General features: G+C 53.8%; 16 protein-coding genes. 5 read left to right on the top strand and 11 right to left on the bottom strand.

The features are described from left to right. Window positions 1–109: 109 nt before the first annotated feature. The 5 genes from DKB71_RS37430 to DKB71_RS37410 form a co-directional block, all read right to left on the bottom strand. Window positions 110–1,009 carry an SIR2 family NAD-dependent protein deacylase gene (locus tag DKB71_RS37430; protein WP_408601673.1) on the bottom strand — a complete coding sequence of 300 codons (900 nt, stop codon included), beginning with the start codon at window positions 1,007–1,009 and terminating at the stop codon, window positions 110–112. Continuing rightward, window positions 1,006–1,329, bottom strand: a complete 324-nt coding sequence (locus tag DKB71_RS37425) for a hypothetical protein (protein ID WP_408601672.1) — start codon at window positions 1,327–1,329, stop codon at window positions 1,006–1,008. Before DKB71_RS37425 ends, DKB71_RS37430 begins: the two co-directional genes overlap by 4 nt. 10 nt (window positions 1,330–1,339) lie before the next feature. Continuing rightward, window positions 1,340–1,720 (bottom strand): hypothetical protein, encoded by a 381-nt coding sequence (locus DKB71_RS37420; protein ID WP_408601671.1) that lies wholly within the window; start codon window positions 1,718–1,720, stop codon window positions 1,340–1,342. A gap of 31 nt (window positions 1,721–1,751) precedes the next feature. Further along, entirely contained in the window at window positions 1,752–2,024 is a 273-nt protein-coding gene (locus DKB71_RS37415) for a hypothetical protein (protein WP_408601670.1), read from the bottom strand. 250 nt (window positions 2,025–2,274) lie between these two features. Continuing rightward, window positions 2,275–3,153, bottom strand: a complete 879-nt coding sequence (locus DKB71_RS37410; protein WP_408601669.1) for an SIR2 family NAD-dependent protein deacylase — start codon at window positions 3,151–3,153, stop codon at window positions 2,275–2,277. Window positions 3,154–3,470: 317 nt separating this feature from the next. On the opposite strand from DKB71_RS37410, the gene DKB71_RS37405 reads away from it, so the two are divergent. The 3 genes from DKB71_RS37405 to DKB71_RS37395 all read left to right on the top strand — a co-directional run bounded on the left by DKB71_RS37405 (window position 3,471) and on the right by DKB71_RS37395 (window position 8,449). After that, complete coding sequence (locus DKB71_RS37405; protein ID WP_408601668.1) at window positions 3,471–5,036, top strand: prepilin-type N-terminal cleavage/methylation domain-containing protein; 1,566 nt, start codon at window positions 3,471–3,473, stop codon at window positions 5,034–5,036. Between the two features lie 179 nt (window positions 5,037–5,215). After that, window positions 5,216–6,793 carry a hypothetical protein gene (locus tag DKB71_RS37400; protein WP_408601667.1) on the top strand — a complete coding sequence of 526 codons (1,578 nt, stop codon included), beginning with the start codon at window positions 5,216–5,218 and terminating at the stop codon, window positions 6,791–6,793. Between the two features lie 27 nt (window positions 6,794–6,820). Beyond that, window positions 6,821–8,449, top strand: a complete 1,629-nt coding sequence (locus tag DKB71_RS37395; protein WP_408601666.1) for a hypothetical protein — start codon at window positions 6,821–6,823, stop codon at window positions 8,447–8,449. Here DKB71_RS37395 and DKB71_RS37390 read toward each other — a convergent pair. The 3 genes from DKB71_RS37390 to DKB71_RS37380 all read right to left on the bottom strand — a co-directional run bounded on the left by DKB71_RS37390 (window position 8,408) and on the right by DKB71_RS37380 (window position 10,531). After that, complete coding sequence (locus DKB71_RS37390; RefSeq protein ID WP_408601665.1) at window positions 8,408–8,845, bottom strand: hypothetical protein; 438 nt, start codon at window positions 8,843–8,845, stop codon at window positions 8,408–8,410. The genes DKB71_RS37395 and DKB71_RS37390 overlap by 42 nt on opposite strands. Before the next feature lie 26 nt (window positions 8,846–8,871). Further along, on the bottom strand, window positions 8,872–9,588 hold the full coding sequence (locus tag DKB71_RS37385) for a hypothetical protein (protein WP_408601664.1): 717 nt from the start codon (window positions 9,586–9,588) through the stop codon (window positions 8,872–8,874). 772 nt (window positions 9,589–10,360) lie between these two features. Beyond that, window positions 10,361–10,531 (bottom strand): hypothetical protein, encoded by a 171-nt coding sequence (locus DKB71_RS37380; RefSeq protein WP_408601663.1) that lies wholly within the window; start codon window positions 10,529–10,531, stop codon window positions 10,361–10,363. A 369-nt stretch (window positions 10,532–10,900) separates the two neighbouring features. Here DKB71_RS37380 and DKB71_RS37375 point away from each other — a divergent pair, with 369 nt between their 5' ends. Beyond that, on the top strand, window positions 10,901–11,236 hold the full coding sequence (locus DKB71_RS37375; RefSeq protein ID WP_408601662.1) for a hypothetical protein: 336 nt from the start codon (window positions 10,901–10,903) through the stop codon (window positions 11,234–11,236). Between the two features lie 39 nt (window positions 11,237–11,275). On the opposite strand, the gene DKB71_RS37370 is transcribed toward DKB71_RS37375, so the two are convergent. From DKB71_RS37370 to DKB71_RS37360, 3 genes are read right to left on the bottom strand one after another with little or no spacing between them, the layout of a single operon-like run. Beyond that, on the bottom strand, window positions 11,276–12,442 hold the full coding sequence (locus DKB71_RS37370) for a hypothetical protein (RefSeq protein WP_408601660.1): 1,167 nt from the start codon (window positions 12,440–12,442) through the stop codon (window positions 11,276–11,278). A gap of 6 nt (window positions 12,443–12,448) precedes the next feature. After that, window positions 12,449–13,570, bottom strand: a complete 1,122-nt coding sequence (locus tag DKB71_RS37365; protein ID WP_408601658.1) for a hypothetical protein — start codon at window positions 13,568–13,570, stop codon at window positions 12,449–12,451. Window position 13,571: 1 nt separating this feature from the next. Next, complete coding sequence (locus tag DKB71_RS37360; protein ID WP_408601657.1) at window positions 13,572–14,696, bottom strand: hypothetical protein; 1,125 nt, start codon at window positions 14,694–14,696, stop codon at window positions 13,572–13,574. A 121-nt stretch (window positions 14,697–14,817) separates the two neighbouring features. Between DKB71_RS37360 and DKB71_RS37355 the strand changes: the two genes are divergently transcribed. After that, window positions 14,818–15,132, top strand: coding sequence for a hypothetical protein (locus DKB71_RS37355; protein WP_408601656.1), 315 nt, complete (start codon window positions 14,818–14,820; stop codon window positions 15,130–15,132). Window positions 15,133–15,138 lie beyond the last annotated feature (6 nt).

The raw sequence follows: 15,138 nt of genomic DNA, 5'->3' as shown, positions 1-15,138 counted from the left end.
GTTGCACGTATCGAAACTTGAAATCGGTCTTCACGCCCCACCCCTTCGAAATTGACTTAGTCGGCCACCATTATGATGGCCAAACAGTATAGGTTCAATATACCCGATGTCAATTTTTACTCTTTGTTTTCTGAGCCCAGTCCCACGCCCAACTGGCCATATCAACTTTCGTGATTTTTTTGCCCAGGGATTGCATCAGAAACACCCCGAGCGACCGCAAGACGTCATCGGCTGGCGCACGGATGCAGGTTACGCGCTCAGCGGCGTTCAAGCCGTAGTCCAGCGCGAGAAAGACATTCTTGGAGGTGCTGGCCTGGGGATCGATGTAAATCACCTCGGCGCCGGCCTTAAGCGCCTGCTCAATGACCTCACCCAGGTAGTACGGCCTCATCGAAGCCCCGACAATCACCAGGACGTCACAGGTTTTGGCGTATTTGAGTGTGGCATCCAGGAGAATGGCATTCACCTTGCCCTTGTGCATCACTACGGATGGCCTGATGACTCCAGGGCCCGTGTTTCCCCCGGTGTTCTCGCACTCACGGCAAAGCGGCGGAATCACCAGTTTCTCGTCCGTCATGGACAGGGAGTGCTTAGTTCTGCATGTCGAGCAATGGAATTGCTCAAGCGTGCCATGCAGCTCGATCACTGTTTTGTAAGTAATTGGCAACTCCCAGAAATGGGCCTTGTGCTGATTGGCATTACTTAGAAGCCTGTGCCACCCCCAACCCACGTTCTGGGTGACTTCATTGACGGCATATCCAGGGATTTCACTGATCACTTTGATCGCCTGATGCGCAACAGATGGCTTAGCTTCCATGGCTTTCTGGCGCAGTTCCTTCCAGAATTCCCAAGCAGCCCAAGGATCTGCCCTGAACTCTTCGGATGTCGGCATTCGGATGGACTCAACGCCGGTGTACTCAGGCTCCGTGGAGTTCACTCCCCTGCCCTGGAAAGTTGGCAGGTCAAGGTCAGCATTCAAGCCAGGCCCGGTAAAAAAGGTAATGTTCAAGAGGCTTTCTCCGATTTCTTATTATGTTCGCCGGCCCACGGCATAGTTTCCGAGAACAGCATGTGTCGCAGTATCACGACTGCGTACCACATCATGAACATGCCGCCGCCCAAGGTTACTGATTGATGTGTAAGGTGATAGGCGTACCAATCATTTTTGAAGAAAAAGCTGCGGCCAATGCCGGTGATAATCATCGCAAGCCCAAGCGTCACCATCACTCCGACTACGACACTCCCGACCCGGAACCCGGCCATCCACAGGCCGCAACAGGGGATTACAACCGCCATGAACAAAATGAAACAGATGCCAAGCGCTTCCATGGTGTACCCCCTATTCTGGTGTCGCCGCCGATTCAGAATTCACTTTGGGCTCACCAGATTCCGGCGTGTCCGCTTCCTCCTTTGCTTCAGGGCAAAAGATCCTTTCCAGGACGACCAATACTCCGCACAGCAAAGCGACCACGGATCCATAAAGGATAAAAATCACCTCCTGCTCCCGGTCGTACCACATCCACCCCGACATCCACCAGAGCGACCCTTTGGTGCAACACGCCCAATAGACGCCTAACGACATCGGGAGAGCAGCAATTAGGCTCAACCATTTGTGGCCGGAAATCCAAATCCCGACGTACATCAGCAGCAGGCCGAGGATGGCGATCAACCACTTGTACGGCTCGACATCCTCCATGGTGATCATTACAACAGTGCCCACAGCGTCACCTCATTTTCAATGGATTTCAGAACTACAAAGCAGTACTTTTGGGCGTTGGATTGACCCAAGTGACAAGGCGTTTTCGCCACATTGTCCAGTACATAACCCCCGTCACAAAGTTGGCCGACCAAAAACCATAGGGCCCGGCCCAGTGATAATCAGTAAACATCACTGTTATCGACAAAGCTGTAATCAGTACGATCACCCAGCCGCACCATTTCAAACCCGCTCCAGAGGCCAACCAGAAGGCAATGCTGGAGGAAACAACTGCACAGAAGATGGCTACCACGGCTAATTCGATCATTTTAAGATCCCTTATGTGCAGCGGGCTTACTTTTGAGGATCTTTGGGGCACACGCAATGAAGATCAGAGCCCCGATGCTGAACATATAAGGAGCCAAACGGGTATAGCCCGCTTGATCCAGGCACATGGCCAACAAGGTCATCACCACGATCATTGCGCTCTGAAATTTCAATCCTGCGGAATATGCCAACGGGGCCGCGCTCAACGTGGAGATTACGGCACCAACTGCGTACATAGGGATAGCCAAAATTCAAAATCCTTGTGTGGCGATGTGGGACTGAACCCAGGCCTCGAAAGCCTGATGGTCGACATGGAAGTCACCGGTGTCTCCGTTGGCAGCCCTCTGGCAGGCAAGGAATGCGTGCAGCGACGGGAAAACCTCGTCTGCTGTCTTGCGGATGCAGGTCACCCTTCCCGGCAGATCCAGATCAGGGTTGGTCAGCATATACAGCGGCACGTCTGACGTTGCTTCCGGATCGATGTAGAGCACGCGTGCTCCGCCAGCGACGGCATAGGCCATGAACTCGATCAGGTACGGGAACTGGAGCGACGTGCCGGAGACGATCACCAGGTTTGCTTTACCGTTGGCGAACGAGCAGGCCTGGATCTGGCTCATCTCATCAATCAGCTCGTCGAACATGACCACCGCTGGCCGAATTACCGGGGCTACGAAGAAGTCTTTCATCTCCTTTGGCCGGCAGCGGTAGCACCGAGGTGGAATGGCCATTTCTTCAGTGAGCGCCAGCTGGTGCTCCTGTTTGCAGGATGTGCAGACGTGTCGGCGATAAGTGCCGTGGAGCTCGATGAGCTGATCATCGGATAGGCCGGCCAGGCGCGATAGGCCATCGACGTTCTGGGTCACCTCCAGGAACGCCCCGCAGAGGTCAGCGATGTCCTTGATTGCCCGGTGAGCAATCGAAGGTTCTGCGCCCTTCAGCCCCAGTGAAAACTGCAGCCAGTACTTCCAAACGAGCTCAGGATTCGCTTCCAGAGTCTTGGGCGTCAGCAGCGTGTGAATAGGCATACCAACTTGCTGCTCGATCTCGGTGTATTTGCCATCCGCCCCACGGTAAGTGCTGAGGCCACTTCCTGTGCTGATGCCGGCGCCGGTGATCATCATGATGTTCATTCGGATATCCTGTTGCGGAATGCTGACAAAAAATAATGCGATATATTGTCACGGAGCAAGCACATGATCCAGTAGCCATAGGGGCAGTCGCCCTTTCAGGCGCTTGCGACTGGCTAAGCCTTTGCTTGCAAAGAGAATCTTATTCGGCAAATGGTCTACCGACTAAAGATGATTGCATCGTCATTCCCTGGCATAATTCAAAACATAATCATGTAAAGCTTCAGCGTGATGTCTACAAAGTTGGTGACTTTAGTTGCCAACTTCATTGCTTCTGTAGAAGCCAGCAACCCTAGAAAAATAAGAATATTGGGTGTTTGATGAGAAATAATCAGCATGGGGTCACCCTCATTGAGATGATCATGGTGCTCGCGCTAATGGCCGTAGCTACCATGCTATCGTTTTATGAGAAACAGACTGACCTCGAGCAGGCTAGAGCCCGTCAGGTGGGTGGCCTCCTCTTCCAGTACAACAACGCCGTGCGAGCACGTATTGCGAAAGGTGACATCACCACTGCGCAAAACAACATCGGCAGCGCCTGGCTGAAAAACTCGTCGTGTGGCGGGCCATTTGCTGTGGGCAAGGAATACTTGCCTTGCGAGTTTCCAGCTGCGGACATTACTGACCCAATCTCTTTTGGTCGTTTGACCCTTGCCAGCGCTGTTACAGTCTCCGGCACGCCACCGAACAGGAAGGTTAAGGCAACCACGACCTCGACGCCGTTTATCCTGTATTCGCAAGGTAACCCTACGGTACGGGCAGACCTTTCAGGCCTGGCCACGCTCTCTGCGGCTGCTGCGCTGATGTCCGGCTTCCAGACAGGTTCATCGGGCAACTCACCGCTAACGGCGACAACAGACTCCAGCTACAAGTCTGATCCGATCACGGCGAAGATGACCATGATCGCCAGCAACAGTGCCGACTCCGACGTCTGGTTGCGCACGGACGGCGGTAACGCCATGCACGCGAGTCTGAATTTCGACTCTACCGATGGCAACAACCGGCAAATCCTTGGCGCCTCACGGGTTCAGAACTTCACTGGGCAAGTGCTCCACTTGGGATCTGGTGCTTCAATGACCCCTGTGACCACCGCCAGTGTCGTGGTCGACTCAAATACCGAGATCCTCGGGGACTTCCGCGTACGCCAAAGCGCCAACGTCGACGGTAATGTAACTGCACAGGGTGATGTAACTGCCCAAGGCTCTGTAAACGGCAGAACCGGTAATTTCACCAATAGCGTAAACACTCATCAGGGTAATTTTAGCGGAACCGTAAACGCGCTGGCTGTGATTTCATCGCACCAGGTTGAGGGTACGACGTTCATCGATGCTGATGACAGAAGCTATCAGATGAAGCCGGCAGCGACCTCAACGCTGCGTGACATCAACGTTAAAAACAGCGGTACGATCAAGTACCTAACCTCTGATGAAGTCGGCGTTAACTCCGCCCTCTCCGTCAACGGGTACATCTACCTCAATGGTCGGGCGACCCTCGGCTGGGGCTGTCTTACCAATGGCCAGATGGGTAGTGACGCAACCGGTAAAGTTCTGTCATGTCAGGGCGGTATCTGGTCGGGTAACGGCTTTAGCGTCAGCGCTCCAGTAGTGCTGGCTGCAATCGGTTTTACCCCGAGTTTTGCTCAGTGTTTCGCCAACCCTCGAAACGCCATGATCATGGCCTCTGGCCCAGGCGATTCACAGCTGGTTGTCGATGGTGTTCAAGTGGGCGTAAGTGGCTCGTGGGGCGGTAAGTACTCCGACGTTGCCCTGGACTCTGTGATCAGTGCTGTAGTCGCCGGGGGTAAAACATTCTGCTACTACTCCACGGCTTCGACCGGCATGGGTCGGAGCAACGGCGTTAGGGTTGTCGCCACCTACCTGGAGTAACAAAGATCGAATGAGAAGCCGAGGCCAGTCCTCGGCTTTTTTACGCCTGCTTGGGATCGATTCCCTCGCCAAGAACGTAGCCCTAACGGGATGTACGACTCCCCCACTGGAATTGCACCCCAGTACGGTGGAAGCCTCAGAAACGCACATGCCATACTGATCAAAATCTGGAGACCACCATGAAATCGCTCTTCCCTGCCCCTGTCGAAGCCGTGTTTCCTGAGAAATCTAAGATCAGGGCGAGTGAGCTGCTCGAGGACATCAATCGCTACCTCGACCACTATGGCCTTGAGGCGGATAGCTTGATCGACATGCAGGTCAAAGGGTATCTGCTGGACTACTACCAGAATGCAGGTCTGCCTAAATCAACTACACCGGCTGGTTTCCGGGTGCTGGCACTCGAGAACCCTGGCGGAACAGCTGGCAGCACCGATATTCCATTGCTGATGGCCTATGTACATGGCGGTGGCAGGTTATCCGATCTGATCAACATATCCGCACCGTTAAACAGCGTACGCTCCAACGAGAAGGCCATTGTCGAGGACATCCTTGAGAATAGCCCTCAGCACGTCATCATCGGTAAGGGCTTAATCGGTGGCCCCTTGGCCAATCGGATGTACTTATCCTGGGTTGAGCACCTGTTTAAGGCCTACACCCCTCATCTGGAAAGCATCGTCGAACGGCTTCCCGATCATCATCGCCGCTCTGCCACCGTCTTTGTGCACCAAATGGCTGAAAGGCTGCGGTGGACGCCTCCGGATGCCCTGAAACCGTCCCTTACTGAGACGCAGCGACTGGGTCTGGATCGCAATAGCTTCTCGGCGGAGAACTACAAGGCACTGGTTCAATACGCCGGTGACGCCAAGCCGGCGCTCAATAACTACAGGCTGCTCGGCAACGTCTTTCTCACCGATGCTTTCCTGCAGCTTGAGCGCTCCAGCGATACAGCACAGGTCGTTGATAACCTCCTGTCCAAAGCCAGGATTACGCTGCGCACCATGGAGTCACCAAACGACGAAGAGGCAATGGCTCACCAGATGGTCGCGTGCGCCCTCACCGCCCACCCTGAGCACTTCAAAGCAGCTGGGTTTGGACTCAACAACCTGGTTGGCTTTCCCACTGAAGGCTTCGTCGATGAGACCGGCGCCCACCAGCGCATATTGTCCGGGCCACTTGCCTTCTTCATGCAGTACGAAGGCCTTAACGACCCAGACCTGCACCGGAATGTGCTTGAACACTGTCAGCGTCTTGAGCCTGAGCTGAGCATCGACAGCATCATCCGGCACAATGGGCTTCAGCACAGTACCCTTCTGGCGCTCATGATGATCGAGAAGGACAGCTACTACCCGGCCCTGGAAGAGCTTGTCCTTACGAAGCCATTTCCAACCGTCAGAGGTATTGGCATCGCTCACCGCATCCACTCCGATGGGGTCGCTAGTAGGTACAAGCCGGAAGCTCTGTACGAGATCTACAAGTCGTACATGAACGACTTCCCCCTGCACGCCCCAGGCACTGACTTGAATGTTGCGCAGGAAGCACCCTACGTGGCACCTAACATTGCGATCAAGTTCAAGACTGCTTACGAGTCCGTCAAAGGCTTCAAGGAGCTCGTCATAGCTCGACTGGATGCACTTGAGGGACTGACGCAAGCTCACCTCTCAGCGACCGGCCTCGACAATGACAACGCCCCACAGCTCGTTCAAAAGCTAGGTGTGCGTGATCGCGGCAGGCAGTTTGTGCAAGAACTCGGCATTTAACTCATTTTACCAAGGCCCAGGATGACCATGCTTAAGACTCTTCGACGCCCATTCAACGACGAAACCATGTCCCTGCTCTCCTGGGATCACAGGAAGCATCTCGACAAATTTGCTGACCATCTAAGAGGGTTTCTGGATGGCATCCCTGAGATGGCCGACTCGCTGGCCGAGGTTAGCCAGAAAGGATTGCTCAGTCAGTTCCTGGCAAAAGGGCACACAAGGATCGACGAGACCTTTAAAGACTCGAAGCTGGTTAGCAACTCTACGATTGATGACGACTACAAAGACCTGCCTCTTCTCCTGGCATTTGCGCATGAGGGTGGCAACCTTTGGGACTTGGTCGGCAGAAAAAACAGCAATGGCGACCCGCATATCGACGGGTTGATTGAACGCCTACTCTCCATGAGTCCTCAGCAGTTTATTTCCACCAGCGGCCTGCTCGCTGGCGCCAAGTCTGCCCAGATGTACGTCGACCTGGTTGGCCAACTAATCGAGAAGCACTCCAGCATCATGGGCACAACGCTCAAGAACGGAATGATGGTGAAGGAACAGCTGGGCATACTCTGGTTCTCTGCGATGGAGAATGTGTCAGGGGTGTCCGACGATTCGATCTACTTTTTAGCCGACAGCCGCTCGATTAAAGCCAAGAACGCAGGGGTCGATGAATTCGACCTCGAGGATTACAAGTTCATGCTTAAGGAGTTCGAGGTTAAGGTGTCCATGGAGGACAGGGACAAGAAGTTCGACAGCATTTTCCTCACCGATGCCTTTGTACTGCTGCACACCCACCAGGACACGCAGGCGGTCATCAAGAACCTGACCCTAAAAGCTGATGTTTGGGCAGAAATAATTGCACCAGGGCGCACCGATCACGAAAGGCTGGTTGAGCAGATGGTCGCAGCGGCCTGCTTTGCGCACCCGGAGCATTTCCGCCGTGCCGGCTTCGGCATCAGTAACCTGGCCACGCCCCATGAGTACGGCATGCTGTTCTCGGACGCGAATGCTTTGATGGCCGGCCCGCTGGCGTTCTATTCGATATCCAAGACGATAACGAAAGTCGACCGCAAGTTTGGGGAAACCCGTCTGTTCGAATACGCACGCAAACTGGTACCAGGCTTTGATCTGGAGAAGCTCATCACTCACAGCGGATTCACCAACAGAACAATCCCTACCCTCGTTGAAAGCGTTGGCGGGCATCACCCGGTCATTGATGAGGCACTGGAAGGATGCAAGGTCAGCGGAATTATTGCCGCCGACATGATCACGATGATCATCAAAAACAAGAAGTTCGGCTCTTACCTGCCGAGCACCCTACTCCAACTTTGTGAGGGGAAGCTCCACGATCTGGCGTACAGGACTGAGGATGGTGAACTCGTGCCGTTTTCCATTCTGGAAAACCCTGAGAAGCCCGCCATGCCTATCTTCACGATGAATACCCGCGACATTGAAGCCACGAGAGACCGGCTCTTTCTACCGGCCTACGCGCAAAATCCTGGGTTCAAGCAAGCGATGATCGACTACCTGATTGCCCAGCCAGGCATCACCGCCAAGCACCTGACCATGACCGGGATTGATCCTGATGACAATCCCGAGATCTTGATCAAAATGCACCTACTAGATCGCGGGCAAACGTTCCATAACGCCCTGGGCATCTGAGGTCGGGACGCCTGGGCCAGGCGAGAAGTAAATGTAAGTCGATTTCACGAAATCCGGGACAAGGCCCAGCTCCGGATGATTGAGATCCTTCACGTCCCTGAGGCTCAGAGCAACCTCATCTGTGTTGAGCTCTACCACCTTACCTTCATGGTGGAGCTCAAAGCGCATTATGAGAAGCCCAGCGGCCCCCGATGCATAAGCGATCAAGTTCCCGCAAAGTATGGCAGCCTCGTCCTTTGTACAGTCACCAAACCATTCCATCACGTCCCCCAGCTGCACATGATCGAAGGCACGGCCCTCGAGCTTCGCAATGAGATTGAGCAGCTCACGCTTGAGGCGTGGTTTGTCCGCAAACAGCAGCTCCACTTCGGCTTCGATCTCGTTCCAGGTTTTCATAGGCATTCCCTCTCGCACTTCCACAGTTATTTCCCTTCCGCTTTCATGAGTTTGTCGATCCCTACAGCCAGTTTCGCGTAGACCTTGGCGGCGTCATCGTTGTTGTGCCGCTTGCAGAGGATCCATCGCGCCTCGACCATCGCACGGGCCTTCTTGGTGGTCTCGAAATCTTCGACAAAGTTTTTAACGAAATGCTTATCAGCCATCGGCAGGTTAAAGGTTGGAGCCGATGATACTGTGCGATCACACATCTCAGACTGCTCAATGGTCAGCTCAACAGTCCGAGCGTAATCCAATAAATTTTCAACCAGAGAATCTTCAAGGTACTTATCTAGGTCAGCATTGGCTTTCGCGATCTTGGTTTGTGACGCTTGAATGGCTTGCGCTTCCTTTTCGATGTAAGGGACAAGCTCAACGGCACCAATCTCGACAAGGCGACCACAAGCAATTGCCGTGGACTCAAGGAGGACGGCCACGGGATAGCTACGCTCGCTATTATCAATCATATCGATGGCATACGGCTTTACGATGTTGCGACTTTCAGCTGTTTGGCCAATCGATTCGAGGTGCTTTCTTCTAGAGTTTGCGAGCGACATGTCTGCGCACGAATCCACTGTGGATGCAGATAGAGGATCCGTCCTGATACTCCGAAGGAAGGCATCGGACATGTCATCGGCATGTGCCTGATTTGGCATTGAGGTGGCCAGTAGCGCGCTTGCAAACAATGCGATCATGGACTTCATTCAGAAAGCTTCCGGAAAATCGCAGTGTCGCAGCGTCTCACTAGAGGTGCTATCCGCTTCCGGACAGATTTGCTTTTTAGATCTGTCGGCTATGCGCTACGTGGGACTTGGTAGTACGGGCCTGACTTAAGCACCGAGCCGACGTACCAATCTCTAATTTTCGGCCTGCGCGGGGCAGTCTTGGCGAATAGCGCCTCTTCAATCGTCTTCCCTTCCGCCAGCCGGCGCCGGATCGTTGAGGGCGACACGTCAATTTTGAAGTGGGCGAGAAGCTCTGGGATACTTCCTGAAACGCCCCTGACTGTCCTTTTGGCACTTTCCCTGCGGGCCTCTAAAGCGCGTTGACGATTTTGCTCAACGTATCCAAAGGCCTTGGACTCTGCCCTAGCCCTATCGCATTCAATCCGAGTCAAAGACCTGGTAGGCCAGTTCAAATCTGGAAGGCGCTCGATAAGCCTCCTAAACCTGTTTTCAGGGATTCCGAGAATCTTGGCGGTTTCCGCTCGACTGTGGCCACGCTTGCATAGCTTTTCGATTAACTCGGCTGTCTCTGCCGTCAGAGGTGTCCGGGTTTTCGGCCATTCCACATCAGGCAATACATCTAGCATGAGCTGCAGTCTGGTAAGTGGGATGCCAAGCTGCTCAGCAGCCGCTGACTTGCTATGGCCTTCGACGGCCAGCTTTCGAATGTGATCTTCCAATTCCACAGCCAATACACCCCAATCGTTCCAAACCTCTTGAGCCAGCACCTGGTGCTGAAAGTACGAACCTTTTAAAACGCAATCAGCAAGCCAGCGCCAACCAGAACGAAGGCCAGTCCGATCAGCCAAACCTGGCGCCTCTTGAGCTTGGCGATGTCGCCCTGGATCTCCAGCAGCTTGTTGTCGCACGGCTGGTAGAGGTCATCTCCCCCGCACTCTGCGCAGTTACACATGACAGCCATAGGTCGCTCCAAGCAGATTTTGGCCGGAGGGACGTGTCCTCTCGACAAATTTTCACAAACAATACACAACAATTGACAAAGCGTCAAACAGGGTCGTTCGCATATTTTATTGGGTGTTAAGCCATCCAAATGAATGTGTTGTCCGACGATCAGTGCATTTGCTTAAATTAAGTAGTTCAGTACACAAATTATTTCTGACAATTAATAACAATTAGCTAGGGATATTAAGTAAAGACATTGTTAGAATCGCGCAATTCAAAAATCCAACCGATAGGCCAGATGATGTTTAGTGCAAGGGTACTAATTTCTGTGCTTCTCATGCTCCTGATGACTGGATGCCTTGATATTAACCGAGCAAGAGAGCCAAAGTTGCAGATCGCTTCCACCATCCAGGGTCTGGAAAGGAAGAATGACGAATACATCTTCTCCGACGAGATTTACGCCCAGATATATGGGCCTAACACGCAATTGGGGATGGAAATAGATCGTCTGAAAAGCGCCCTAAGCCGGGAAGAGCGCGAACAGTTTGAGAGCTCCATTCAGATGCTGGTGCTGACTCAGACCATTGCCAGGGTGCGCATGCTCGATCTGCTCAAGACCATCAACGGCAAGACAGCCGTCGAAATCGTGGACGTCTTCAACGCCAAGCAGGCTGAAGAGGCCGCCCGTAGGGCCAACCTCGCCGCACTGGCCAAGAAACACTAGGGCCGATTCACCGCCAAAGGGCCTTGGCGGTGTTGTCGATCAAACACCCAGTTCAGCTTGAAATTTCGATCCACGGATCCTGAGCATTTCAGGTTCTGTGTATAGATGCTCCGCCCGCAGTTTCAGAACCATTTCGTACCGATCCTCTTCCGTAAAACTGTCGGTGATTTTCTTCTTGAAGGCATCAGGAACGAAGTTATTTGGCAGCTCTGCCTCAAACAACTTGTCGGTTGCATTCGCATGTTTTCCAAGAATAACGAGGTCACCCAGGGTCAGCTTTTCAATAACAAGATCACCGCCAATCTCTGTCAGCACCCCAGACCAGAAATTACTGTCGACTTTTCCTGCAGGATCACGCCTTCTAAGTTCGGCGAGAGTGTTGGTCGCTAACACTTGAAGATAGTAATCACGCAGATCATCCTCAATTATCCCCTTGTCGGCGAGATGTCCGATAATGCCCTTTGTAAGCTGATACATCGCAGGGAATGACTTTGGCGCATGGCTGTTGAGCCGAAGGGCTTCCTGGTACTCATCGTGAAGCGCGACCAGATCGACCCCGGTACGGAGTAACGCCTCCACTCCGCCTGCCTGGACGACTTCTTCCGGAATGTTGTAGGCAATCCCATTGAGCACTTCGCTCGCGATGTCATGCAGCAGATCAACGTAGATCGGGCCACGACCGGCCTTCTCAAGCTCTTGCAGGCTGTCGAGGAACGAGTCCAAGCCGTGGCCATTCTGTAGCACCAGCCGCGACACAGCGTGCATGACGGGATAACGCCAGTGTTCGAATGTCGCAGGATCATTCAAAACGATCCGGTAAAGCGGCGCCAACAATTTGGGAACGGGCGGATTGATCCTGACCGGGGTCTCACTCACGTACGGCGCAAACATCCCCTTCCCTGTGAACAGCTCAGTGATGGTTTCGTCGATCAGAAGAGTCGAGAGCTTGTCCTGGGGAATCCCGGAGTAGGACATGAGCACCATCATGCCGGAGCCCCTCCACTGCTCGTCGAAATCCTTGCTCCCCCTTGGGAACAACCTCGCCAGCTCTTCATCATCCCCTTTGAGGTAGTCCATCAGCATATCGCGATGCGCCAACGCATCAGGAGCGCGCTTGAGCGTGTTCCCAATGTTGAGAGCCCTGAGCCCCAGGTCATTCAGCCTGCGCGAGTGCTCGGCAGCGGGGAGCGGCACAAAGTTAGTCATTTTTCGTCAAACCCCCAGTTCGGCGGTGAAGGTCTTACCCATCAACACATAAAGTTCGTTTGGCTTGAAGAGGCTCTCAATACCAGCAGACACGACGACTCGATAACCCGCCTCCCCTCCAAAGTCGCGCTTGATGACCTTTTTCACCTCTGCAACTTGATCCTGGCACAAACGCAGGCAGAGCGCCTTGTCCACTTCCGTATCGGGTGTGCAGAAGGCGTAACTCAATATCTGCCGGGCATCTGGTTGTGCCGAGCTGTTGCTCATCGCTTCTTTGATGATCGGGCGCCAGAACTCGGCATCTCGAGCCTTCTGTCTCCCTGAGACCTCCAGGGCACCGATCAGCACTGAACCACGCTTGAGCTTGGCATCCTCAGGGCTTAGTTGCCCGGTCGACTCAAGCTCGTTGATGCAGTCCATGGTGACGCGGAACATCTGGCCAAAGGACTTGTTATTTGCTTCAGTGGTTTCGATCCCATCGAGGAAGCGATCAAGGCATTTTGGAATGTCCGCCCCTCTATCCTTAAGCCATTGCAGGCCACCGAGATCCTGCACGCCCGCCACGCTTGAGTACGAGTTGACGTACTTGTGGGTGTTTTTGCACAGGTGCTCGATGAGCTCAGTGTACTGTACAGACGCCTCCTTACCCCCCATTGCCTTAATGTGTTTTCCGACGCCTTTGGCCAGAGCCCTCTTCCAGAGGATGGCGGTCATCAGGGTCTCGAATACCGCGTCCTGAAGGTGCCCAAAATGCTGAGGCTCCGTCATCACAAGATGAACAAGCGGGGCGTATTTCACAACGCCTTCCTTTGGGATGTACCACACAGGCGTCATTGGAGTGTCATGCAACGGCCCGCCAGGCAGGTAAAGCTTGCGCAATAGCTCCAGGCCTTTGTTGAGGTACACGTCAGGGCCAGGATCACTCGGATCCTCGTAGTCGTAGATGTCGTAAAGCAGCTCTCTGCCGGCAGAGCGCATCTTTTCAGCCACTTCACCCGGCTCGTACACCTGCTCCAAATTCGCTTTCTGACGAATCTGCAGGTTTACCAGCAGGTCGTAGTAGTCGTCGATTTTGAGCCTTTTCTTTTTCGCCAGGAACTCAGGGTCGAGGCCGAGGTAGTTAGTCATATCAAACCCCTAATTCTTGAATGAATGCGGAACCGTCCAGACGGAACATTGCGGCTGGGTTGAGCTGTTTTTCGATGCCCAGCAGGCGTATCACCGGCGATTGCTCAGCCTGGTCGTAATCGCGCTTGATGGCCTTCATCAGGTCTTTAGCCGGCATGGCCTTCAAGTCGGCCATAACCCGATCATAATCAGGGCCAGGTGGCGCAAACCGCAGGAAGCAAAGGCTTTGACGTGGAGACAGTGGCTGGTTGGCGCAGTCAATCACACGGGAAAAGAGCTCTTTCCAATTCGGATCGTCCTTCAGCTTTAGCCGGCCACAGGCTTCAAGGCCTGCTTGCAGAAGCAGCCCCTTCCGGTTCGTGGCCTCCTCTGGAGTGATGACCCCCAGCCCCTGAAGGTAAGTCATCATGCCGAAGAACACGTCCACCATTTTCTTATACATCGGTGGCCTGGCCTTACACTCATGCATGTTCTTGGTAACGCTCTTCGACAAGGCATCAATGTCGACGCCCCAGCACGTAACCGTGTAAAGACCACCGGCATCAGCAATGGCTTCTAGCGCGGCATAGCCGTCTGCGATTTTGTCGTAATTCGACATCACATCAGTGATGAATGCCTTGTGCTCGACAGCCCCAAGCTCACTCGCCAGCAGACGCAGGTCACGCTCAAGCAACCAAGCCACGGTGGTTTTGTCTGCCGGGTCATCAGCCAAGTAGATCCTCCCAACCCTGTACACCGAAATCTCGTGCACGCCGGCCATACCCCCTGGGTCGCTCAGTGTCAGGTGTAACATCGGCGCCAGCCATAGCTCGCTCTTCGTGTAGCCAGAGTGGCTTATCCTGGCATCTTCAAAGACACCACCCGGTAAGAACAGATTCCCCAGGAACTTTCGGATATTGACGAGGCTGGCGATGCTTCGATGATCATCAGTCTTGTCGAAGTCAAAGGCTGTGGACATCATCCGCTGGGCAGCCAGGTTTACGGCAGCCTGGCGATCCTCATCGCTCGGGTATGAGGATTCCCTGAGACTTTTGGCCCTCCACTTTGCCAATTCAAGGCAGGAAGCAAGGTATTTGCCCATGCCCTTATCGATTTTGGGCAACGGTGGTTCTGTTTCGGTGGTCATAAAGGGGCTTCAAAAAATCAAAGAATTCCCTATTATTGCCGGGGAGCCAGCGGTTCCACAAACGCTTAGACCTTAAGTCAAACCACAATCCCTACCACCAGCCAGCAGGACGAAACTTCCCATGCCAGCTTTCCCAAATGTTGCCGTTCTAGGCCCCATCCAGTCGAGCCGCAACAATGATTGGTTCTTCATCTACACCAACGCGACAATTTCCCACCAGCTGCACAAGGATTCTGGCCCCCACCAGACAGAGCAAGACGCCGAGCTGGCGCTGGAAAACATGAAGAAAGACTACGAAGACTCAGGTTACGTGGTGTATCGAGCCCGCACCCAGGAAGACCGCCACGCAACCCAGAGATTTCTCCAGGAGGTGGCCGAGTTCGTGACCGCCGAGGATGATGAAGAGGAATACCCGGAAGCTGACCGCGACCGTTAAGCCCAG

This window comes from Pseudomonas sp. PLMAX, from assembly GCF_046042685.1.
Lineage (GTDB): Bacteria > Pseudomonadota > Gammaproteobacteria > Pseudomonadales > Pseudomonadaceae > Aquipseudomonas > Aquipseudomonas putida_AE.
The sequence above is the reverse complement of the archived record's forward strand: the minus strand, read 5'-3'. Positions and strand labels throughout refer to the sequence as shown.